Genomic DNA, 20,535 nt, shown 5'->3' with positions numbered 1-20,535 from the left:
TGGTTCTAATTAGGATTGTTCAAAATTACCAATGCAGCTATGACACCAGGTACCCAGCCACAAAAAGTCAAAAGTAGAACAATTAGAAAAGACCCACAACCTTTACCTAAAACGGCTAAGGGTGGAAAAAAAATAGCGAGCAAAACTCTTAGTAAACTCATTTGATTATTATTTTGATTGATTGATGTACCTTATAAGTCGCAAATTTAATCGCTTTGTTACAAAATCATTTATTTTAGACATTCATTACCTATTCTATAATCAGAAAGTTAGTTTTTATCTCACTTATACTACTTAGCTTAAAGGGTTCTTCACAATATAGCTTTAGCGGTCAGATTGCAGGTAAGGTTAATAACGAAACTATTTATCTCTCTATTATTGAAGACTACAGAAAGTTAGATAGGATTTCTATGGAGCAGATTCTAAAAAAAACCACTACCGATTCTTTAGGTTATTTTAATTTCAATGGAAATAACCTCATTAACAAAAATCGCATTTATCGTATTCATTTGGATGATTGCCCAGATACCTCTTCAAATTCAGAGCATTTTTTTGGAAGTTGTGAATACAGCAAAAGTATATTATTCATAGCCAACAATAACGATACCATTACATTTCCAACCTCATTTGCCAACGAAGCACTTTGTGAAATTATATCTACTAATAATCAATCTTCAGCATTACTCGAAATTGAATTACTGAAAGAACAAATGGCTTTTGATTTTAATGATTTTAAAAGTAACGCCAATAGAAAACTAAATTCTAAAAAATGGTTTTCAACTCTTCAGAACTTCGGAATAAACCTTGATGAACCTTTAGCTGAACTCTATATTTTTAATTTTTTATCTGACAAAAGAAATGAAACATATAGCTATTATCGGGAAGACATTAACTCGGGTTATTATACCGGCCTTGGAGATCGGTTAGTTTCTAAATACCCCGATGCCCCTTTTACCGATTTATATGTTACTGAAATTGCTGTTGACCAGCAGCTAGTGAATAAAAAAACGACATTTTCTAGTGTCTGGAAATGGCTCTTAACTATTCTTTTAACCCTTTCAATCTTTCTAAATATATTCTTGGCACTCAAACAGAAGAAACTGGCTAAAAAAATGCGAAATAATTCTTTAGAAAAGCTAACAGAACAAGAACAAAACATTGCAAAAGAAATTCTAAAAAATAAAACGAATAAAGAAATTGCTTCCGATATGTTTATCAGTGTAAGTACCGTAAAAACTCACATTAATAATCTTTACAAAAAACTAAACGTTAATTCGAGGGAAGAAATAAAGCAACGTTTTCAATAGAATTCAAATATCCATCTAGGGACTAGTCCTTATTTCCACCCCCTAAAATCAAGATTCAATTAACAATTTCTAGAATTTTCAAGTCTAATTTTAAAACTGAAAATCATGAAATCATTATTTCTTTTTACCTTTTTACTTTTTACCTCAACCATTATTTCATCACAAAAAATCAATCAAGAAATTAGTGTTAAAAACCAGCAACCCTTCCTGGTGGGTAAAATTAATATTGAAGGTCTCTCCTCTTACTCTTACAAAGAATGGTTTCAACCAAAATTAGCATCTTACAAAGTAAACACGACTATTTCAGACCAGATAAAAGACAATCTTGCAGCTCATCAGATTCTTATTTTTATGGGTACTTGGTGTGGTGATAGCAAACGAGAAGTACCACGATTCATTAAAATTCTAGAAGCAGCCGATTTCCCCCTTGAAAACCTTAAAATAGTTGCAGTCGATAAACGAAAGGAGTTTTACAAGAAAAGTCCGCAAGGGGAAGAATGGGGACTAAACATACACCTTGTTCCCACTTTTATATTTTATAAAAATGGAAGAGAAATGAATAGGATTGTTGAAACTCCTGTAATCTCATTAGAAGAAGATATATTGGCTATAGTTTCACAACAAAAATACACCCCAAATTATTCTCAATCTCTTCATTTTGATTAACCTCAACAATTACGAATTCGAATAACCTTAGACCTTGTGTATGTTATAATCAAAGGGTAATTTTGCTTTTTAATTATTTTATATGCAATTATCAGAGCAAGAGCTTATCAGAAGAGAAAAATTGGAGAAATTAAGAGCCTTGGGTATTAATCCTTATCCAGCAGCTTTATATCCTGTAAATGCCACATCGGCAAATATAAAATCCAATTATGAAGAAGGCAAACAGGTAATTGTAGCAGGTAGACTTATGTCTCGCCGTATTCAAGGTAAAGCGTCGTTTGCTGAACTACAAGATAGTTCGGGTCGTATTCAAGTATATTTTAACAGAGATGAAATTTGTACTGGTGAAGACAAAACTTTATACAACGATGTCTACAAAAAACTTTTAGACATTGGTGATATCATCGGAATTGAAGGTGATTTATTTACTACTCAGGTCGGTGAAAAAACTATTATGGTAAAGAAATTCACCATGCTCAGTAAATCATTAAGACCATTACCATTACCTAAAAAAGACGCCGAAGGCAAGGTCTTTGACGAATTCAATGACCCTGAAATGCGTTACCGCCAACGTTATATAGATCTAGTGGTCAACCCAAAGGTTAAAGAGACCTTTATTAAAAGAACCAAAATAACTAATAGTATACGTGAATTCTATAATGACAAAGGTTATTTAGAAGTTGAAACACCAATTTTACAACCTATACCTGGTGGTGCAACGGCTCGCCCATTTTTAACACATCATAATGCGCTTAACGTTCCATTGTACTTGAGAATTGCTAATGAACTTTATCTAAAAAGGTTAATTGTAGGTGGTTTTGATGGTGTTTATGAATTCTCTAAGGATTTCCGTAATGAAGGTATGGACCGTACCCACAACCCAGAATTTACCGTAATGGAACTTTATGTGGCGTATAAAGATTACAACTGGATGATGGATACCACAGAGAAATTGTTGGAAAAAATAGCGATGGATTCTAATGGTACTACTTTGGTTACTGTAGGTAAACATGAAATTGAATTTAAAGCGCCATATGCCAGAGTTCCTATATTAGAAGCAATTAAAATTCATACAGGATTTGATGTTGCCGGTATGCCTGAGGATGAATTACGCGAAACTGCTAAAAAATTAGGCATTGACGTAGATGAAACTATGGGTGTCGGTAAACTTATCGATGAAATTTTTGGAGAGAAATGTGAGCACTTTTATGTGCAACCAACATTTATTATCGATTACCCAAAAGAAATGAGTCCGCTAACGAAAGAGCATCGCGATAACCCTGCGTTAACAGAACGTTTCGAACTTATGGTAAATGGTAAAGAATTAGCAAATGCTTATTCTGAGCTTAATGACCCTATTGATCAAAGAGAACGATTTGAAGATCAATTGAAACTTTCGGAAAAGGGAGATGATGAAGCTATGTTCATCGACCAAGACTTCTTGCGTGCACTTGAATATGGCATGCCTCCAACTTCAGGTATAGGTATCGGCATAGACCGTTTGGTTATGTTAATGACCAATAACGCATCTATTCAAGAGGTATTGTTTTTCCCACAAATGAGACCTGAGAAAAAACCGCTTCAATTATCTGATAACGAAAAAGTGATTTTTGAAATCTTAAAATCAGAAAAGAAAATGGAACTCGATGTTCTTAAAACTAAGGCTGATTTGAGTAATAAAGCTTGGGACAAGGGTATCAAAGGCATTACGAAACTGCAATTAGCCAAGATTTACAAAGTTGGTGATATTCTATTTGTTGAAATTTCAAGTTAGATTTTACTAGGGTAATTAAAAATAGTAGCTTAGAAGCTGGCAAAACCAACCAGCATGAACCTAAGTAGTAAAATAGGCCTGTTCACAGGCCCTATCATATTTTTTATACTGATTTTTTTACCGAATGTACTTATATCCGAAAATGCAGATGCAGTTGTGGCCGTTGCACTTTGGATGGTCATATGGTGGGTTACAGAAGCTGTTTCAATTTCTGTAACAGCACTACTACCCCTATTGCTGTTTCCCATTCTTAAAATAATGCCTATTGGTGACGTAGGTGCAAATTATGGAAGCCCTATAGTATTTTTATTCTTCGGTGGATTTGTAATGGCATTAGCCTTAGAAAAAGTAAATCTTCACAAACGAATTGCCTTAAATATCATCAGACTTACAGGAACTACAGCTAATAAGGTAGTTCTGGGTTTTATGATTGCTACAGCGGTTTTAAGCATGTGGATTAGTAATACCGCAAGTACCGTGGTTATGCTACCAATTGCTATGTCGGTAATTAATTTATTGATTGAAGACGAAGACGGTTTTACTAAACGTGATCGTAATTTTGCATTAAGCGTTATGTTAGGTATTGCATTTGCAGCCAATGCCGGTGGCATTGCAACGGTTATTGGTACACCACCAAATTCTGTATTGATTGGTTTGCTAGAAAATGAATATCAAATTGAAATATCATTTTTAAAATGGATGATTATCGGGCTACCTTTCTCACTCATTATGATTTCTCTTTGCTATTTTGTATTGGTGAAAGTATTTTTTCCGACCCAAAATTTAAAATTTAAAGCATCAAAAACAATTATTCATGAAGAGTTACGAAAACTTGGTTCTACAACTGGCAAAGAAAAAATGGTTTTAGCCATTTTCGGAGTTACGATTTTTCTTTGGGTATTTAGAACTTTAATTAATTCCATCTTTCCTAGCTTAGGCTTGTCAGATACATTAATCAGTATTTTCGCGGCTTTAGCGCTGTTTACATTACCCTATAATCTCAAAAAAGGAGATTTTATTCTGCAATGGCACGATACTCAAAAACTAGCTTGGGGTATTTTAATACTCTTTGGCGGCGGATTGTCATTAGCCAGCGGAATGTCTGTCTCTGGAATTGTAGACTTAGTCGCAGAAGTTATCGCTGAAAGCAACCTAAGTATTCTTCTAACAGCATCGTTACTGATTATTTTAATGCTGTTTATGACAGAACTAATGAGTAATGTCGCTTTAGTAGCTGTTCTCGCCCCTGTAGTTGCTGGTATTGCTATAGGGCTTGGCATTCCAATAACCTATTTACTGATACCCATTACCATGGCTAGTAGTTGTGCTTTTATGTTACCCATGGCCACACCACCTAATGCCATTGTTTTTGCGAGTGGTTATATTAAAGTTCATGAAATGGCACGTGCAGGCGTTATTTTAAATTTAATTGCCATTTTATTATTAATAGGCCTGTTTCAATTTGTGCTTCCTCTTTTGTTTTAAGTAAACTCCTAAAAAAATAAAGCCCTTGCATATGCAAGGGCTTTATAATTGACTAATTCAGAATGTATAAAATGATTATTCCTACTTAATAGACGCCTTCTACAACTGATTGTTACAAAATAGGCTTAAGATATTATTAACTATCTGTTTCAGATATTATTTTAATCTTTGAAATATTTCCAAACTAACTCAAAAATGAAAAGAAAATTACTTTTAAAATTATTCCTATTACTATGCCTCTTTGGCTATCAAAATGCCGAAGCACAAATTTTTAAAAAGAAGAAAAAAGACACTGAAAAAGAAGCCGATAAATCTTCTAAAGATAAGATTCAACCTTACGACAAGGTTATAACAAAAGATGCCGTTTCTGACGAAGGTCTATTTACTACACATATAGTTGAAGAAAATCATTTTTACGAAATACCAGATTCTTTATTTAACAAAGAAATGTTGATGGTAAGTCGTATATCTAAAACAGCATCTGGTATTGGTTTTGGAGGTGGAAAAATAAACACTCAGGTTTTACGATGGGAAAAGAAAGATAAAAAAGTATTGCTACGTGTTGTTTCACATGACGTAGTCGCCGCAGATTCTTTACCTGTTCACGAGGCAGTTCTCAATTCTAATTTTGAACCCGTTCTTTATGCGTTCGATATAAAAGCATTTAAAAAAGACTCCTTAAACCCTAGCACCGTAATTGAGGTAAATGATATTTTCATAAAGGACACCAAAGCTTTCGGAATGCCCGAACAATATCGTAAACGTTATAAAGTTTCACGTTTAGATGAAGGTAGAGGATATATTGAGTCTATAAAAAGTTATCCTTTAAATGTAGAAGTACGTCATGTAAAAACCTATTTGGCAGGTGAAGCCCCAAGTAATGAAAGTTTAGGTTCTATTTCTGTTGAAATTAATAACTCCATGGTTTTATTACCGGAAAAACCTATGAAGCGTCGCTATTTTGATGAACGAGTTGGGTGGTTCGCTAGAGGCCAAGTAGATTACGGACTAAATGCCCAAGAAAGTAAAACCATTAAGTTTTTAGATAGATGGCGTTTAGAGGTTAAGGACGAAGATTTGGAAAAATATAAAAATGGTGAGCTTGTAGAGCCAAAAAAACAAATTGTTTATTATGTTGATAGAGCTACCCCAAAGAAATGGGTGCCATTTATAAAACAAGGTATTGAAGATTGGCAAACTGCTTTTGAAGCGGCTGGTTTTAAAAATGCCATTATAGCAAAAGAACCGCCAACTTTAGAAGAAGATACAGAATGGTCTCCTGAAGATGTTCGTTATTCCGTTGTCCGCTATTTAGCATCACCTATACCTAATGCAAATGGCCCGCACGTTAGCGATCCACGAAGTGGCGAAATACTAGAGTCTGATATTAACTGGTATCATAACGTTATGAGCCTATTAAGAAACTGGTATTTCGTACAAACCGCAGCTATCAACCCTGATGCTAGAGGAGTTTCTTTCGATGATGATGTTATGGGCCGATTGATTCGTTTTGTTTCATCACATGAAGTTGGGCATACTTTAGGCCTACCACATAACATGGGTAGCAGTGTTGCTTATCCTGTAGATTCTCTTCGCTCAAAATCATTCACAGAGAAGTTCGGTACAGCTCCGTCCATTATGGATTATGCTCGTTTTAATTATATAGCACAACCAGGTGACGAAGGTGTGGCTTTAATGCCTGATATAGGAGTCTATGATAAATATGCTATTCAATGGGGATACAAACCTATTTTGAATACAACCGCCGAAGATGAAAAATCTATTTTAGATAAATGGATAATGGCTCATTCTGGTGATCCTTTATATCGCTTCGGTCATCAGCAGGTAGGCGATATTGTTGACCCTAGCTCACAGACTGAAGATTTGGGAGATGATGCCGTTAAAGCTAGTGAGTATGGTATCGCGAATTTAAAAAGGATTGTTCCTAAGCTTATAGAATGGACTGCTGAGGACGGAAAAAATTATGAAGACCTTAATAAACTATACGGACAAGTTTTTTCTCAGTTCAATAGATACATGGGTCATGTTTCTAATAATATTGGAGGAGTTTATGAGAACCATAAAACTTACGACCAAGAAGGTGCTGTCTACACAACAGTACCTAAAGCTCATCAACAAAAAGCAATGGCGTTTTTAAATGTTCAATTGTTCGAAACCCCAATGTGGATGTTAGACCAAGATATTTTAGAGCGTACCGAATACTCTGGCTTTTTAGAACAAATGCGTTCAATGCAAGTACGGACATTAAACAATGTGTTGAGTTTAGGAAAGATGGCAAGACTTATAGAATTTGAAACATCGAATTCGAAAGAGGCATATTCTTTAGCACAAATGATGAGCGAACTTCGTAAGGGTATTTGGTCTGAGCTTAAAAATGGTACCACTATAGACACCTATAGAAGAAACTTGCAAAAAGCCCACATTGATCGCTTAGAATATCTATTAACGGTAGATAACCAATCTAAAGCATCTGATTTCGGTGGCTACAGAAAATCGACTGTTGTCAACACTAGCCAATCGGATATTAGAACCGTTGCAAGAGCAGAATTAAACATACTGAAAAGAGAAATCAGAAATGCAAGGAACCGAACACCTGATATGATGACAAAATACCACTTAGACGATGTTTCTGAGCGCATTAACCTCATTTTAGACCCGAAATAGTGTCACTTAAAGTAGTTCACTTTCTCACTCAATCGATAAAAAACAAATATCATCGATGAATGAAATCTACTTACCACAATTAAAATATCTCTGACATCAAAAAAAGCCCATTTCACAACAATGGGCTTTTTCATGCGTTAATGTTCTATAGATTAGTAAAAATTTAAAAACCCCCAAATCATGACCAGTAAATTAAAAAGTCTCATTTATTTAGGTTGTTTCATCTGTGCTTCGGTAATATATCATCAAAGCGTTAATACAGATGTAGAAGAGGAATTAGCAACGAATACCTTTGAACAAGAAGTTGACATTGTAATTAATCCTTATAAAAATCTAGAAGATACGAATCAAATCAATTAATACATTTACAGAACTTACCTACTTAAAAGCACGGCCTAAAAGCCGTGCTTTTTTGATTTATGGCATATTGCTGGTGCCGTTAAATATTTACTAAAATACATTACTGAGTTAAACCTATCTGAAAAAATCATGTCCAAGAATCAAATACATAAAACAATAAACATGAAAAAATTAATAATGGTCATTTTAGTAATGGCAGGTATCTCGGCTACTGCTCAAAATCATAACATGAAAGGCAATAGCGGTAACATGAAAGATTTAAACCCAGAACAGGTAGCAACACTTCAAACCAAAAAGATGACATTGGCCTTAGATTTAAATGAATCTCAGCAAACAAAAATGAAATCTATACTTACAGAAGATGCGAAGTTGAGAAAGTCGAAAATGGAGGAGAGAAAAGCTAGCAAAGAAGAAGGTAAAAAAGTACTGACAGCAGATGAAAAGTACGCCATGCAAAATGAAAGATTAGATTATCAAATTGCACGTAAAAAAGAGATGAAATCTTTACTTACTGCTGACCAATTCGAAAAATGGGAGAAAATGAGTCATAGAAATAAAATGCGTGGGCATAATAAAAAAGAGGGTAACAAAAAAGGAAAGCGCTCTTCAAAACAATAGATAAAATAATTAGTTTTTAAAAAAAGACTTGCTTTTAGCAGGTCTTTTTTGCGTTTGATTCTTTCATCGATAAAAATGTATTCTTTTTCATAAATTTTATTGACTAAAATCATTAAGTTAAATACATATGATAAGCCCAATATAAGAAGGCATATCAAAATTTTATTTCTACACACGATAATATTCAAACTTCCTATCTGCTAAAATTTATAATTTCATTACATTTAAAGCTGAAAAATATTTAATATCAACTATCAATATTTTCTTCTAGATTGATAGAACTAGAATAAATTTCAAAAATGAAAAAACTAGTATTCTTTTGCCTTGCATCTTTATTGCTATTTAGTTTTAAACAAGCGCCAAAAAATCCACAAATCATACCAGAACCTGAACCGAAAGGCATTAACAACATTGCTTATAAATGGGGACAAATGGCATTGCAAGCCACAGCAAATGATACAGAAAAATTCAAACCAAGACCAACTATTACCTCAAGATATTTAGCCCTAATTTTCGTTTCTGTTTTTGATGCATGGTCAAGATATGATTCAAAAGCTATACCTGTATATTTAAATGGAGTTGAACGACAAGCATTAAACGAGCAAAATCTAAAAAACAAAGAAACTGCTATAAGCTATGCCGCGTTTAGAACAATGAATGAATATTATTATTCTGATAAAGAGCTATTTTCAAATTTCATGAAACAATTGGGTTTGGATCCCACTAATAAAACTCTTGACCCAAACACCCCAGAAGGTATAGGCAATTTGGCCGCAAGAGCAGTGATTGAAGCTAGAAAAGGTGATGGCTCTAATCATTATGGTGAAGAAAAAAATTCAAACGGAGAGCCTTACTTTAACTATATTGGATATGAACCGGTAAATTCAGCAGATTCTAATATAAACCCCAATCGCTGGCAACCAAAATATTTTTCAGACGGGAACGGCGGACGATTTGCTCCAGGTTGTTTAACTCCATATTGGGACAAGGTGAAACCTATCGCTTTAAAATCAGGAGACCAGTTTCGCCCAGGACCACCACCAATGGTAGGATCAAAACAACTAGAGATAGAAGTAAAAGAAGTTATAGATATGCAAGCCAACCTTACAGATTACCAAAAGGCCTTGGTTGAGTTTATGCGAGATGGACCACAATCTGTTCAACAAGCAGGTCATTGGTTGAAATTTGCCCAAGATGTTTCTCGTAGAGATAACCACACACTAGATCAAGACGTAAAAATGTATTTTTATAATCAAGTAGTTGCTATGGATTCTTTTATTGCTTCATGGGATTCAAAAATGTTTTACGATTATGCCAGACCTTATGCCTTAGTGCACGAATATTACAATAACCAAAAAATAATAGCCTGGGGCGGTGAAGGCAAAGAGATGATGGAAATTGATGGAAGTGAATGGAGACCATATTCCCCAGAGATATTTTTATGCCCACCATTCCCTAGTTATGTTTCAGGACATAGCACAATTAGTGGTGGTTGTGGCGAAGCATTGAAATTATGGACAGGAAGTGATGAATTTGGCTCTACAGCAGAGTTAGTTGCAGGTGCAATGACTGAACCAGATAACCTAGGAGATACCATAACTTTAATATTCCCAACATTTACCGAGGCAGCAGAAATGGCCGGTACATCAAGGGTATTAGGCGGATACCATATTCAAGCAGATAATATCGCTGGTTTAAAACTGGGAAGAGATGTTGCTAAAGAAGCCTGGGGCTTTTATCAAAAACACATCGGTGAATAGATACTTTTAAAAACATCACGCTAAATTGAAAATCTAAATTTATCCAACATGAAAATATTTCAGATTGTAGTAATTTTCATCCTAGCTTTTCTAATGCTTGCAGGGGCATTTAATCATCTATATACGCCTGAAACTTACAAAGAATTTATACCCGATTTCTTTCCTGAAACTCTGGCCCATATTTTATCCGCTATTGCGGAGGCATCAGTAGGAATTGCTCTTTTAATACCAAAGTATAGAAAGTGGGGTGGGCTTGGTTTTTTTCTACTTATGATTGCTTTCTTACCAATACATATATGGGACTTAACAAAAGATTTACCAGCCATAGGGTCTAAATTATCTGCCTATATCCGTATTGCTATTCAATTTTTATTCATAGCCGCTGGATGGTGGATTTACAAAACCTACCGCTTAAAACCTTAGAAATTTATTTCCTCTAAAGCTTTTATAGTATCATCTAAATCAGCGTAGCTTAATGCATCGTTTAAGAAATAACTTTCAAATGCACTTGGCGGTAAGTAAATGCCTTTGTCTAACATACCATGAAAATAGGTTTTAAAAGTCTCATTATCACCTTTTGCAGAAGAAGTAAAATCAACTACGGGCTCTTCTGTAAAATGTACAGAAATCATACTGCCAAATCTATTAATTTGATGATCTACACCTTTCGTGGTCAAAACTTTGGCAATACCCTTATGTAAATATTCTGTTTTATCAGCTAGACTCTGAAATACTTCTGGGTTATTGTTCAATTCGGTCAACATTGCCAAACCTGCACTCATGGCCAACGGATTACCGCTTAATGTTCCTGCCTGATATACCGGACCATCAGGAGCTAAAAAATCCATAATCTTAGACTTTGCTGCAAAAGCACCTACTGGCAAACCTCCGCCAATAACCTTCCCGTAGGTTACGATATCAGCTTTTATACTCAAAACCTCTTGTGCTCCACCTCTGGCTAAACGAAAGCCCGTCATCACCTCATCGAAAATTAAAAGAATATTTTCTTGGGTACAAATATCACGTAAGCCCTTAATGAAAGAATCTGTAGGCACAATGCACCCCATATTACCCGCAATTGGCTCAATGATAATAGCGGCCAATTCTCCCTTATTGGCTTTTACAAGTTCTTTTACTCCATCTAAATCATTATAAGCAGCCAACAACGAATCTTTTGCAGTGCCTTGTGTTACTCCAGGGCTATTTGGACTACCAAAGGTAACCGCACCACTACCCGCTTGTATTAAAAACGAATCTGAATGGCCATGGTAACACCCTGCAAATTTAATAATCTTATCCTTTCCTGTATAGCCTCTAGCTAAACGTACAGCGCTCATGCAAGCTTCAGTACCACTATTGACAAATCTAATTTTGTCCATATTAGGCACCATTGAAATAGCCAATTTTGCCAGTTCTGTTTCAATCTCGGTTGGCATGCCAAATGACGTACCATTTTGAGCCTTTTCGATTACTGCATTAATAACAGGCTCATGTGCATGACCTAAAATTAATGGACCCCACGAGGCTATATAATCAATTAGCTTATTACCATCCTCATCATATAAATACGCTCCTTTTGCCTTTTTAACAAAAATAGGGTCACCGCCAACAGCTTTAAAAGCACGTACAGGGGAATTGACGCCACCAGGTATATATTTTTTAGCCTCAGCAAATAAGGCACTACTTCTTTGATAGATCATTTCTCTTAATTGATTTTACTGAGTTTCACCTTAATTCTTTGCCCGATAGACAAATCGGAACTTCTTAAACGATTCAACTGCATAATTTCATCTACACTCATATAATACTTTCTTGACAAGGAATATAAGGTATCTCCCTTTTCTACAGTATGCATTCTATCTGACTCGGTGGCAACTATAGTAGTGTTATCATAGCCAGCTTTTTTTATCTGTCCATCATATTTGTGCAAACCGTGTTTTTCTATTAAATAAATAAGTTTTTGAGGATATCTTGGATCGGTAGCGTAGCCTGCCTTTCGCAAACCTCTTGCCCAACCTTTATAATCGGTATGTTTTAAATTAAATAGAAAAGCATATCTAGATCTGGTCGTCAAGAATATACTATGATCTCTAAAAGAATACATAGGATGATTATATTTTCTAAAGCATTCCCCTTTTTCATCATCATCATGAAAGTCATAATCGCCATCCCATCCTTTATGGCACTTTATACCAAAATGATTATTTGTTTTCATAGCAAGCTCACCTTTACCATTACCACTCTCTAAAAGACCCTGAGCCAAGGTAATACTTGCTGGTATGCCATAGCCCATCATCTCTAACTGTGCAGTTTCGGCAAAAGTTTCTATATATTCTGAAGGAGATTCAATTCTGAATGAAATAAATTTAGACGGTTCTGCTGGTAACCCAACTTCTCGCTCCTTATTAGGCTTAACGTCTCCTGATTTTTTTCGTTCATTGAGTACGTTCTTTGTACGCAACTGATCAGCGTACGCTTTTTTAGATTTACAAGAAGCAAAGCTGATTCCTATAATCAGAAGTATTAATATTTTCTTATTCATATATCTAACAAAGGTAATTTTTTCTTTTTCAGTACACTATTCATGCCAGCAATACCTTGTAGACCACCAGTATGTATAGCCAAAACTTTTGTTCCTTTTGCAAAAGTATCACGCCTAACCATATCGAACAAACCAAACATCATTTTTCCTGTATAAATAGGGTCCAACGGTATATTGGTGTATTTTTTAAATTCATTAATGAAGTGAATCAACTCTTGTGAAATCTTAGCATATCCTCCAAAATGATAATCCGAAATTAAATTCCAACGTATATTATTGGTTAATTTATCAATATCCTTTTTTAAAAAATCACCTTTTAAAGATGAAAAACCTAATACTTCTTGATGTGGAAATGAAGAATTTATTAATCCGGATACGGTACCACCCGTACCTACACTGGAACATATAAAATTGAACTGCTTATCGTCTTCTGTGATTATTTCTTCGCAACCTTTAATAGCTAAGGTATTTGTACCCCCCTCAGGTACTAGATAAAACTCTCCGAATTCTTTAGTCAAATCAGCCAGAAAATCTGAATCTTCTTTTCTTCTATAATCATCTCTACTTACGAATTTAAATTTCATACCATCTTCATGCGCTTTAAGCAAGGTGGTATTTTTATGCCATGAATCTACAAGCTCTTCTCCACGAATAATTCCGATAGATTTGAATCCTTTTTCTTTTGCTGCAAAAGAAGTTGCCTCAATATGGTTTGAAAAAGCGCCGCCAAAAGTTAGAATTGTACCGTGACCGCTGTTATTTGCTTCTAATAAATTGTACTTCAATTTCCTATACTTATTACCTGAGATAAAAGGATGTAATAAATCTTCACGTTTTAAAACAAGCGTAACTTGCTTTTCTGCAAATAAGGGTAATTCCACAAGTTGATTCTTACTTTGCAAACGAGTCGTATTTAACGACAAAGATATTTAATAAAGCTGAAGGATTTTCTGTTAGACAAATACTCCAAATTATTTTCATGTAAATATGCCTCACGCTCAAAACTAAGATTTTGATATGCCTTGTAAGAGTCCATATACCAAATTGCACGAATCGTCCATTCTAATAAATAGAGAATATAAAATGGAATAATCAATAATTCTTGTTGCTGACGCAAATGAATTTTTTCATGATTAATTAGTATGTCATCATTTTTTAAACTTCCATTTTTTAAAAATATAAAGGGCCATAGTGATAGCCCCACATAATTTTTATAGAAGAAATGCCTAAAAACCAATATCATAGATTTACTTTGGATATTATATAACAAAGATAAAGCCAAAAAATCTTTGTAAGAAAATTACTGGTTTTTGTTGCCAACAATACCGTTCAAAGGTTAAAAACCTGCTTAAGGTCTGTTATTACTATTTTCAAAACTAAGAGTACTAAGGTTATCAACAGAATCAATTAACTTTATGGTATTAAATTTCAATGAGTGTATGAAAGAATTTATTCCGATAGAAGAAGGTGATTTTTATTGGTCTGAAGATGGCTTTAGGGTTTTTACCGAACAATACCATCAGAAACGTGGTTATTGTTGTGAAAGCGGCTGTAGACATTGCCCTTATGGCTATGACCCAAAAACCAATACACAATAGTATTAATTGTACGCATTCGGCATGATTATTGTGATTATTTTAAATAGAAAACATAGTACATAAAAAAATAACGTTATGAAAAAAATTAAATTCTTTGGTCTTCCATTATTGCTTTTAGTATTCATTACTTCATGTTCATCGGTAAGGGTATTGTCAGATTATGACCAGAAAGCAGATTTTAATGGATATACAACTTATGCCTTTTATAAAACTGGTATCGATAAAGCACAAATTTCAGATTTAGATAAAAAACGTATTTTAAGAGCTATTGAAACTGAAATGAGTTCAAGAGGATTCGTGAAATCAGAGAATCCAGATTTATTAGTGAGCATTTTCACCAAGGAACAAGAAAGAGTAGATGTCTATAGTAATAATTATGGCTGGGGCGGTGCCTGGGGCTGGGGATACAACCCATGGGCCTGGGGACCAGGTTATGGTTGGGGCGGCACAAGTGTTAGTGCCAGTACACAAGGCTCTCTATACATAGATTTGATAGACAACAAGACCAATGAATTAGTTTGGCAAGGTAAAGGCGAAGGAACCCTTTCAAGCACTAGTAATGTGGCAAAAAAAGAGGCACGTATTCGGGAGTTTGTATCTCAGATATTACAGCAATACCCACCAAATTCAATTGCTTCAAAATAACAGCAATCTAAACTTATAAAAAAGAGGCAGTTGATATAGGAATATATTATCTGCCTCTACTTTTTTATAATAACGGAAAAACAGTATCGTTCTTTACTTCATTTAAAACAAAGGCACTTTTAACCCCACCTATTGTAGGTAAAGAGGCTATTTTAAATTTCGCGAAATTATAGTAGGCATCAAGGTTCTTCACCACCACCTTTAATAAAAAATCGAACTCTCCACCAACCACAAAACATTCCGCCACCTCAGGATATTCTTTAACTTTCTCAAAAAAATCATCCATTAATGCACCTTTTTGTGTTTCTAAAGAGACGAAACTAAAAACTGTTATACTTTCCTCTATTTTTTCCTTATCCAAAATGGCAACATATTTCTTTATAAAACCATCTTGCTCCAAACGCTTTATACGTTCATAAACGGGAGTTTTCGTCAACCCAAGTTCTTCTGCAATTGATTTAGCTACCGTTTTAGCATCTTGTTGTAAGATTTTTAAAATAGCTCTATCAATATCATCTAATTTATCTACCATAATTTTTTTCCTGTTTAACTATTCCTTTTCCCTGCTAAAAAGTATATATTCCTAATATTATACGTAAATATAGTCTTTTTCACCAATCTAGTTAAAATATAACCTTAATTACCCTAATTTATCTATATTTAATAGAATATCGAGTGCCAAAATAGAATTTAGCAAAAGTCTTTTCAAACACATTTAACTTGTCTGAAATCTCACTTGTTAAACCTATTAAAAAGATTTATGAAGAAGGAAACAGTTAAAACTATTGATGACATGAAGAACTCTACAGGCTATGAGAGTAATCCTATTTTAGATAAACTCCCAAAACATCTTATACAATATATAAAGCCTCAAAACTACGAGGACTATACTCCTATCAATCAAGCAGTTTGGCGTTATGTGATGCGAAAAAATGTTGACTACCTTAGTCAAGTAGCTCATAATTCATACTTAGAAGGATTAAGAAAAACTGGTATTTCTATTGATAACATTCCCAATATGTACGGCATGAACCGTATTTTAAAAGATTTGGGTTGGGCGGCAGTTGCTGTTGACGGTTTTATTCCTCCAGCTGCTTTTATGGAGTTTCAAGCGTACAACGTTTTAGTAATTGCCTCTGATATTAGACAGTTAGAAAATATTGCATATACACCTGCTCCTGATATTATTCATGAAGGTGCTGGCCATGCACCTATTATCGCAAATCCTGAATATTCGGCTTACTTAAGGCGATTTGGCGAGATTGGCTGCAAGGCCATTTCAAGTGCTAAAGATTTTGAGCTTTACGAAGCGGTGCGCCATTTATCTATTATTAAAGAAGCTAAGGGAACAGCTTTAGAAGAAATCAAAAAAGCTGAAAAACATATTGAATTTCTACAAGACAATATGGGCGAACCTAGCGAAATGTCCTTTATTCGTAATCTTCATTGGTGGACAGTTGAATACGGCCTTATTGGCACTGTAGATAACCCTAAAATATATGGAGCTGGACTTTTATCTTCTATCGGAGAAAGTCAATGGTGTATGACCGATAAGGTCGAGAAACTGCCTTACTCGATAGAGGCTGCTAGAACTTCTTTTGATATAACAAAACCTCAACCTCAACTTTTCGTAACTCCAGATTTTGCATTCTTAAGTCAGGTCTTAGAAGATTTCGCCAACACCATGGCACTACGTAAAGGTGGTCTCGATGGTTTACAGAAATTAATTAACTCTAAAGAGTTAGGAACAATTGAACTAAGTACAGGCTTGCAGGTATCCGGAAATTTCGAATCACTAATAGCTCATGATGGTAAACCATTATATTTTCAAACAAAAGGAAAATCAGCACTTGCCTATAGAGAGAAAGAATTGGTGGGCCAAGATATTAACCAGCACAAAACAGGGTTTGGGTCACCTATCGGCAGACTAAAAGGAATAAACATCCCTATTGAAGAAATGAGCCCGCGTGACCTAAAGGCATATAAAATTTATGAAGGTGAAATAGTATCGTTAGATTTCACCGGAGGCATTAATGTTACCGGTAAAATAATTACAGGTACACGCAATCTACAGGGACGTATCATTTTAATCACCTTTGAGAATTGTAAAGTTTCTTATAAAGGAAAAGTACTTTTTGAATCTTATAATGAATTATATAATATGGCTATCGGCGAAGAAATCGTTTCTGCCTACCATGGCCCAGCAGATTTAAAAAGTTTCGATTTACTTGACCATACGTTAAGCACAAGCACCATAAACAATGATAATAGTAGTTTAAGTGAACTTGAATCGTATTATAAATTAATACGTGATTTTAGAGAAGGAAAGAATACAATTATCTCAAGAACCAAAGTGTTTCAAGGAATACAGGAAAAGTATCCGACAGATTGGTTATTGCCTATTGAGATTTATGAACTGGCACTTAAAAGTGGTGACCAGATTTTAGCGGATAGTATAAAAAATCACCTTGAAACTATAAAACAAGACCAGCCGAACTTAGGGCAATTAATTGATGATGGATTAGAATTAGCTGAAACCGAGACTAAAACTACGGCTTAATAGTCTGTAAGCCATCTAACGATTCAATCGTTTGCTCTTGATAAGTTAATCGCCATCCCATTGAATTGGTAAGAATATAAAACTTCTGCAATTCGCTTATCAATCTATTTTCAGCATTGGTTCTTAATGACGAGGCTTCTACCTTTTTCATTAATGAAGCATTTACTGTTTTCTTAATTTTATTATAATCGGCAGCATCAAATTGATTCAGATAGTCTGCGGTAACATCATAATATTCGAAATCAGGATTCAACTTTATTTCCGCTTCTGGTATGCTATTTATTTTCACCGTTCTTGTATCTTCATCAATTTCAAAATCTATTTTACTTAAATCATAGGCAACGGTTACATCGGCATTCACAACTACCAATGCTTTTTTCTCTGCACGTAATAATGGGCCAAAAAGTTCCCTTGAATCCTTATAATTATACACTTCTGCAAAATGACCTTCAGTGACAATTAACTTAGATACGTTTTTGATTTCTTGCTGTATCAGCATTGAGTTTTCCTGCAGAATCGATTTATCTTCTTTACCGTCGTTACAAGAACGAACAACAAATACTATCGCCAATGTAATTATGACTCCAGCTATAAACTTTTTCATACCTCAGGAAGTTTAAAATCCATAAAAGGATAGGTTAGTTTTATATACGCAATTTTACATTTTAACGATGTTATGAATTTTTGGTGAGCAATTCCCTCCGGATTAAAAGCACGGTGCTTCAACCCTCGCTGTATCTCATCAACCTTGGTCATTGTATCACTAACACTACCATCAATCCATACTTCGCAAAATTTTCCCCAGACATAATCAATCGCTATTTCATTAGGATGCACCATGTCTTTCGCATAAAAACGATAATCACGCAACTCATCCATCATAATCTCATAACTCGGAAAATAGGACGCCCCATCAAGTTTTACAACTTCATGAATAGCACTAATCAAATGCGACTTACTCAATTGATTTTCCACAAAACCGTCTTTTAAATGGCGTACTGGCGATACGGTAAAAATGAATTCTACAGTAGGATTAACTGATTGAACCAAGGACATCATTCGCGCCAAACTTTGTTCTATAGTTTTACAATCAAGAAGTTCTTTGGTGAAGTTAGTCTGTGGTACCTTATGACAATTGGCAACTATTTGTTGATTTGATGTTTTACGATATACCCATGCAGTACCTAGCGTAATAATGACATGACTTGCTTTTGTTAATTGAACTTGCGTCAGACCAATTGCGGAATTCAAGTCTGTTATAATTTTTTCTTTGGATGAATTACTCAATTTAGAATGAGCATCAAAACAATGCCAACGTTCATTATCGTTAAATATATCATTCTCTGTAAATAACTGCTCATGAATAGCTTTATCAATCAATTTCTCAATCGCTAAAGGATGGAATAAAATCCCCAAAGGGTTATGCTCATTTAAAAACTTAAAATGACTAAATTTTGCCCCTATATTCTCAGAAAAACAAGACCCTAATAACAATAACCGACTTGAATAATCAATTTGAGATTGCGCTGTAGATAATGGAATTTGAGTAAAGAGTTTCATTTTGGTCGCACACTTTCATTTAACTTATGAAAAACTTGATAAGGATAAATTTCATAAATAACATTATCCTCATTAATAGTATTGTCTCCATTCTCAAATGCCTGCTTCTCCCATTTTACCCCTTCTTCCACATTACCCAACTTAGTCATGCTTCTACCTTTAAAATAATGTGCATCAGCAAAATTTTCATAAACCATTAAAGACATATTAAAAGATTCTATTGCTTCTTGATAATTACCAAGCTCAAAATCTGCAATACCCAAATAATACCAATCTAAATAATGACACGCCTCTTGCGGCGGATCTTTAGGGAAATCTATAAATTGTTGCTCCTTACTTAGTAATAAAAACTCTTTGGCTTTAGAGAATTGATTCAATTGAAGATAGTCTAAACCAATATAAAAATTATAGGTATGATCCATAACATAACCGTCGCCATAATCTTTTTTGGCCCTCATGAATTCGGATATAGATTTCAGATAATCCTTTGAAAATATACATTTCATGAACGCGCTGTAATCCAACCATTTCTTAGGATCATGTTCAACGGCTTTCTCTAAAAATGGCTTACCTAACTGATACTTTCTTGCCTTATATAAAGGCATAGCTTTTTGTTGCCAAAGCCACCCATTATCTGGCTGAATAGCAAGAGCTGAATCTAAAAATTGTTGATGTTCTAAAGAATGTAAAGGTGTATTGAACGCTTTTTGAATAAAACCTTTAATCCGCATTGAATCGACAGAAGTAAGTGATATAACTTCAGAGCCCTCAGAAGCATCTGTGCTATTTTGGTCTTTGGTTGCCAAATTACACGAGGCAACAGTCAGTAAAATAATTAAATACTTTTTCATAAAACTATCTAGTTATATAGCAACTTCAATGTATAGCATTAAAGTATTTCTATCTACATTTTGAAGATAGTCTTAAATTTTAGTTTAATAGAATTACAAAATAAAGAATCAATCTCCACTCATT

At 34.5% G+C, this 20,535-nt stretch carries 20 protein-coding genes; 12 read left to right on the top strand and 8 right to left on the bottom strand.

Features of this window, described 5'->3' with window-relative positions; all coding sequences use genetic code 11:
* Nucleotides 1-5: 5 nt before the first annotated feature.
* A complete protein-coding gene (locus AAC084_RS11325; RefSeq protein WP_091620128.1) occupies nucleotides 6-161 on the bottom strand; it encodes a YqaE/Pmp3 family membrane protein in 156 nt (51 codons plus the stop codon).
* A 249-nt stretch (nucleotides 162-410) separates the two neighbouring features.
* On the opposite strand from AAC084_RS11325, the gene AAC084_RS11320 reads away from it, so the two are divergent.
* The 9 genes from AAC084_RS11320 to AAC084_RS11280 all read left to right on the top strand — a co-directional run bounded on the left by AAC084_RS11320 (nucleotide 411) and on the right by AAC084_RS11280 (nucleotide 11,078).
* Nucleotides 411-1,307 carry a LuxR C-terminal-related transcriptional regulator gene (locus tag AAC084_RS11320; protein ID WP_339840294.1) on the top strand — a complete coding sequence of 299 codons (897 nt, stop codon included), beginning with the start codon at nucleotides 411-413 and terminating at the stop codon, nucleotides 1,305-1,307.
* A 105-nt stretch (nucleotides 1,308-1,412) separates the two neighbouring features.
* Nucleotides 1,413-1,973, top strand: a complete 561-nt coding sequence (locus tag AAC084_RS11315; protein ID WP_339840293.1) for a thioredoxin family protein — start codon at nucleotides 1,413-1,415, stop codon at nucleotides 1,971-1,973.
* An 82-nt stretch (nucleotides 1,974-2,055) separates the two neighbouring features.
* A complete protein-coding gene (gene lysS / locus AAC084_RS11310; RefSeq protein ID WP_339840292.1) occupies nucleotides 2,056-3,747 on the top strand; it encodes a lysine--tRNA ligase in 1,692 nt (563 codons plus the stop codon).
* A 54-nt stretch (nucleotides 3,748-3,801) separates the two neighbouring features.
* The gene (locus tag AAC084_RS11305; RefSeq protein ID WP_339840291.1) at nucleotides 3,802-5,232 is read left to right on the top strand and encodes a DASS family sodium-coupled anion symporter; all 1,431 of its coding nucleotides are present in this window, start codon (nucleotides 3,802-3,804) and stop codon (nucleotides 5,230-5,232) included.
* Between the two features lie 195 nt (nucleotides 5,233-5,427).
* Nucleotides 5,428-7,917 (top strand): zinc-dependent metalloprotease, encoded by a 2,490-nt coding sequence (locus AAC084_RS11300; RefSeq protein WP_339840290.1) that lies wholly within the window; start codon nucleotides 5,428-5,430, stop codon nucleotides 7,915-7,917.
* 180 nt (nucleotides 7,918-8,097) lie between these two features.
* Nucleotides 8,098-8,277, top strand: a complete 180-nt coding sequence (locus AAC084_RS11295) for a hypothetical protein (protein WP_339840289.1) — start codon at nucleotides 8,098-8,100, stop codon at nucleotides 8,275-8,277.
* A 162-nt stretch (nucleotides 8,278-8,439) separates the two neighbouring features.
* Nucleotides 8,440-8,895, top strand: a complete 456-nt coding sequence (locus tag AAC084_RS11290; protein ID WP_339840288.1) for a hypothetical protein — start codon at nucleotides 8,440-8,442, stop codon at nucleotides 8,893-8,895.
* A gap of 299 nt (nucleotides 8,896-9,194) precedes the next feature.
* Nucleotides 9,195-10,655, top strand: coding sequence for a vanadium-dependent haloperoxidase (locus AAC084_RS11285; RefSeq protein WP_339840287.1), 1,461 nt, complete (start codon nucleotides 9,195-9,197; stop codon nucleotides 10,653-10,655).
* 48 nt (nucleotides 10,656-10,703) lie between these two features.
* Nucleotides 10,704-11,078, top strand: coding sequence for a MauE/DoxX family redox-associated membrane protein (locus AAC084_RS11280; RefSeq protein WP_339840286.1), 375 nt, complete (start codon nucleotides 10,704-10,706; stop codon nucleotides 11,076-11,078).
* On the opposite strand, the gene hemL is transcribed toward AAC084_RS11280, so the two are convergent.
* Genes hemL through AAC084_RS11265 form a run of 3 tightly spaced genes read right to left on the bottom strand, consistent with a single transcriptional unit; the run spans nucleotide 11,075 to nucleotide 14,099 of the window.
* The gene (hemL, locus tag AAC084_RS11275) at nucleotides 11,075-12,355 is read right to left on the bottom strand and encodes a glutamate-1-semialdehyde 2,1-aminomutase (RefSeq protein WP_339840285.1); all 1,281 of its coding nucleotides are present in this window, start codon (nucleotides 12,353-12,355) and stop codon (nucleotides 11,075-11,077) included. The genes AAC084_RS11280 and hemL overlap by 4 nt on opposite strands.
* A gap of 5 nt (nucleotides 12,356-12,360) precedes the next feature.
* Complete coding sequence (locus AAC084_RS11270; RefSeq protein WP_339840284.1) at nucleotides 12,361-13,197, bottom strand: glucosaminidase domain-containing protein; 837 nt, start codon at nucleotides 13,195-13,197, stop codon at nucleotides 12,361-12,363.
* Nucleotides 13,194-14,099: a pyridoxal-phosphate dependent enzyme gene (locus AAC084_RS11265; protein WP_339840283.1), complete on the bottom strand. Its 906-nt coding sequence runs from the start codon at nucleotides 14,097-14,099 to the stop codon at nucleotides 13,194-13,196. The genes AAC084_RS11270 and AAC084_RS11265 overlap by 4 nt, the downstream gene beginning before the upstream one ends.
* 537 nt (nucleotides 14,100-14,636) lie before the next feature.
* Here AAC084_RS11265 and AAC084_RS11260 point away from each other — a divergent pair.
* Together AAC084_RS11260 and AAC084_RS11255 are read left to right on the top strand one after the other, a co-directional pair.
* Entirely contained in the window at nucleotides 14,637-14,795 is a 159-nt protein-coding gene (locus AAC084_RS11260; protein WP_339840282.1) for a DUF5522 domain-containing protein, read from the top strand.
* 75 nt (nucleotides 14,796-14,870) lie between these two features.
* A complete protein-coding gene (locus tag AAC084_RS11255) occupies nucleotides 14,871-15,440 on the top strand; it encodes a DUF4136 domain-containing protein (protein WP_339840281.1) in 570 nt (189 codons plus the stop codon).
* A gap of 64 nt (nucleotides 15,441-15,504) precedes the next feature.
* Here the strand turns inward: AAC084_RS11255 and AAC084_RS11250 are convergent, their stop codons facing one another.
* A complete protein-coding gene (locus AAC084_RS11250) occupies nucleotides 15,505-15,972 on the bottom strand; it encodes an Lrp/AsnC family transcriptional regulator (RefSeq protein WP_339840280.1) in 468 nt (155 codons plus the stop codon).
* A 228-nt stretch (nucleotides 15,973-16,200) separates the two neighbouring features.
* Here AAC084_RS11250 and AAC084_RS11245 point away from each other — a divergent pair, with 228 nt between their 5' ends.
* Nucleotides 16,201-18,000: an aromatic amino acid hydroxylase gene (locus AAC084_RS11245; RefSeq protein WP_339840279.1), complete on the top strand. Its 1,800-nt coding sequence runs from the start codon at nucleotides 16,201-16,203 to the stop codon at nucleotides 17,998-18,000.
* Here AAC084_RS11245 and AAC084_RS11240 read toward each other — a convergent pair.
* Genes AAC084_RS11240 through AAC084_RS11230 form a run of 3 tightly spaced genes read right to left on the bottom strand, consistent with a single transcriptional unit; the run spans nucleotide 17,990 to nucleotide 20,411 of the window.
* A complete protein-coding gene (locus AAC084_RS11240) occupies nucleotides 17,990-18,604 on the bottom strand; it encodes a DUF4230 domain-containing protein (protein WP_339840278.1) in 615 nt (204 codons plus the stop codon). The two genes, AAC084_RS11245 and AAC084_RS11240, sit on opposite strands and share 11 nt — an antisense overlap.
* A complete protein-coding gene (locus tag AAC084_RS11235; RefSeq protein WP_339840277.1) occupies nucleotides 18,601-19,560 on the bottom strand; it encodes a GSCFA domain-containing protein in 960 nt (319 codons plus the stop codon). The genes AAC084_RS11240 and AAC084_RS11235 overlap by 4 nt, the downstream gene beginning before the upstream one ends.
* Nucleotides 19,557-20,411 (bottom strand): tetratricopeptide repeat protein, encoded by an 855-nt coding sequence (locus AAC084_RS11230; protein ID WP_339840276.1) that lies wholly within the window; start codon nucleotides 20,409-20,411, stop codon nucleotides 19,557-19,559. Before AAC084_RS11230 ends, AAC084_RS11235 begins: the two co-directional genes overlap by 4 nt.
* Nucleotides 20,412-20,535 lie beyond the last annotated feature (124 nt).

It is taken from the genome of uncultured Maribacter sp. (assembly GCF_963977385.1).
GTDB lineage: Bacteria > Bacteroidota > Bacteroidia > Flavobacteriales > Flavobacteriaceae > Maribacter.
This window is presented reverse-complemented; position numbering and strand designations above follow the sequence as displayed.

What these genes read in the sequence shown, in the direction of transcription:
- AAC084_RS11320 (WP_339840294.1), top strand. Translation starts at nt 411, where the DNA reads ATGGAGCAGATTCTAAAAAAAACCACTACCGATTCTTTAGGTTATTTT.
- AAC084_RS11280 (WP_339840286.1), top strand. Translation starts at nt 10,704, where the DNA reads ATGAAAATATTTCAGATTGTAGTAATTTTCATCCTAGCTTTTCTAATG.
- AAC084_RS11300 (WP_339840290.1), top strand. Translation starts at nt 5,428, where the DNA reads ATGAAAAGAAAATTACTTTTAAAATTATTCCTATTACTATGCCTCTTT.
- AAC084_RS11305 (WP_339840291.1), top strand. Translation starts at nt 3,802, where the DNA reads ATGAACCTAAGTAGTAAAATAGGCCTGTTCACAGGCCCTATCATATTT.
- AAC084_RS11240 (WP_339840278.1), bottom strand. Translation starts at nt 18,604, where the DNA reads ATGAAAAAGTTTATAGCTGGAGTCATAATTACATTGGCGATAGTATTT.
- AAC084_RS11315 (WP_339840293.1), top strand. Translation starts at nt 1,413, where the DNA reads ATGAAATCATTATTTCTTTTTACCTTTTTACTTTTTACCTCAACCATT.
- lysS (WP_339840292.1), top strand. Translation starts at nt 2,056, where the DNA reads ATGCAATTATCAGAGCAAGAGCTTATCAGAAGAGAAAAATTGGAGAAA.
- AAC084_RS11250 (WP_339840280.1), bottom strand. Translation starts at nt 15,972, where the DNA reads ATGGTAGATAAATTAGATGATATTGATAGAGCTATTTTAAAAATCTTA.
- AAC084_RS11255 (WP_339840281.1), top strand. Translation starts at nt 14,871, where the DNA reads ATGAAAAAAATTAAATTCTTTGGTCTTCCATTATTGCTTTTAGTATTC.
- AAC084_RS11295 (WP_339840289.1), top strand. Translation starts at nt 8,098, where the DNA reads ATGACCAGTAAATTAAAAAGTCTCATTTATTTAGGTTGTTTCATCTGT.
- AAC084_RS11230 (WP_339840276.1), bottom strand. Translation starts at nt 20,411, where the DNA reads ATGAAAAAGTATTTAATTATTTTACTGACTGTTGCCTCGTGTAATTTG.
- AAC084_RS11270 (WP_339840284.1), bottom strand. Translation starts at nt 13,197, where the DNA reads ATGAATAAGAAAATATTAATACTTCTGATTATAGGAATCAGCTTTGCT.
- AAC084_RS11235 (WP_339840277.1), bottom strand. Translation starts at nt 19,560, where the DNA reads ATGAAACTCTTTACTCAAATTCCATTATCTACAGCGCAATCTCAAATT.
- AAC084_RS11290 (WP_339840288.1), top strand. Translation starts at nt 8,440, where the DNA reads ATGAAAAAATTAATAATGGTCATTTTAGTAATGGCAGGTATCTCGGCT.
- AAC084_RS11260 (WP_339840282.1), top strand. Translation starts at nt 14,637, where the DNA reads ATGAAAGAATTTATTCCGATAGAAGAAGGTGATTTTTATTGGTCTGAA.
- AAC084_RS11245 (WP_339840279.1), top strand. Translation starts at nt 16,201, where the DNA reads ATGAAGAAGGAAACAGTTAAAACTATTGATGACATGAAGAACTCTACA.
- AAC084_RS11285 (WP_339840287.1), top strand. Translation starts at nt 9,195, where the DNA reads ATGAAAAAACTAGTATTCTTTTGCCTTGCATCTTTATTGCTATTTAGT.
- AAC084_RS11325 (WP_091620128.1), bottom strand. Translation starts at nt 161, where the DNA reads ATGAGTTTACTAAGAGTTTTGCTCGCTATTTTTTTTCCACCCTTAGCC.
- hemL (WP_339840285.1), bottom strand. Translation starts at nt 12,355, where the DNA reads ATGATCTATCAAAGAAGTAGTGCCTTATTTGCTGAGGCTAAAAAATAT.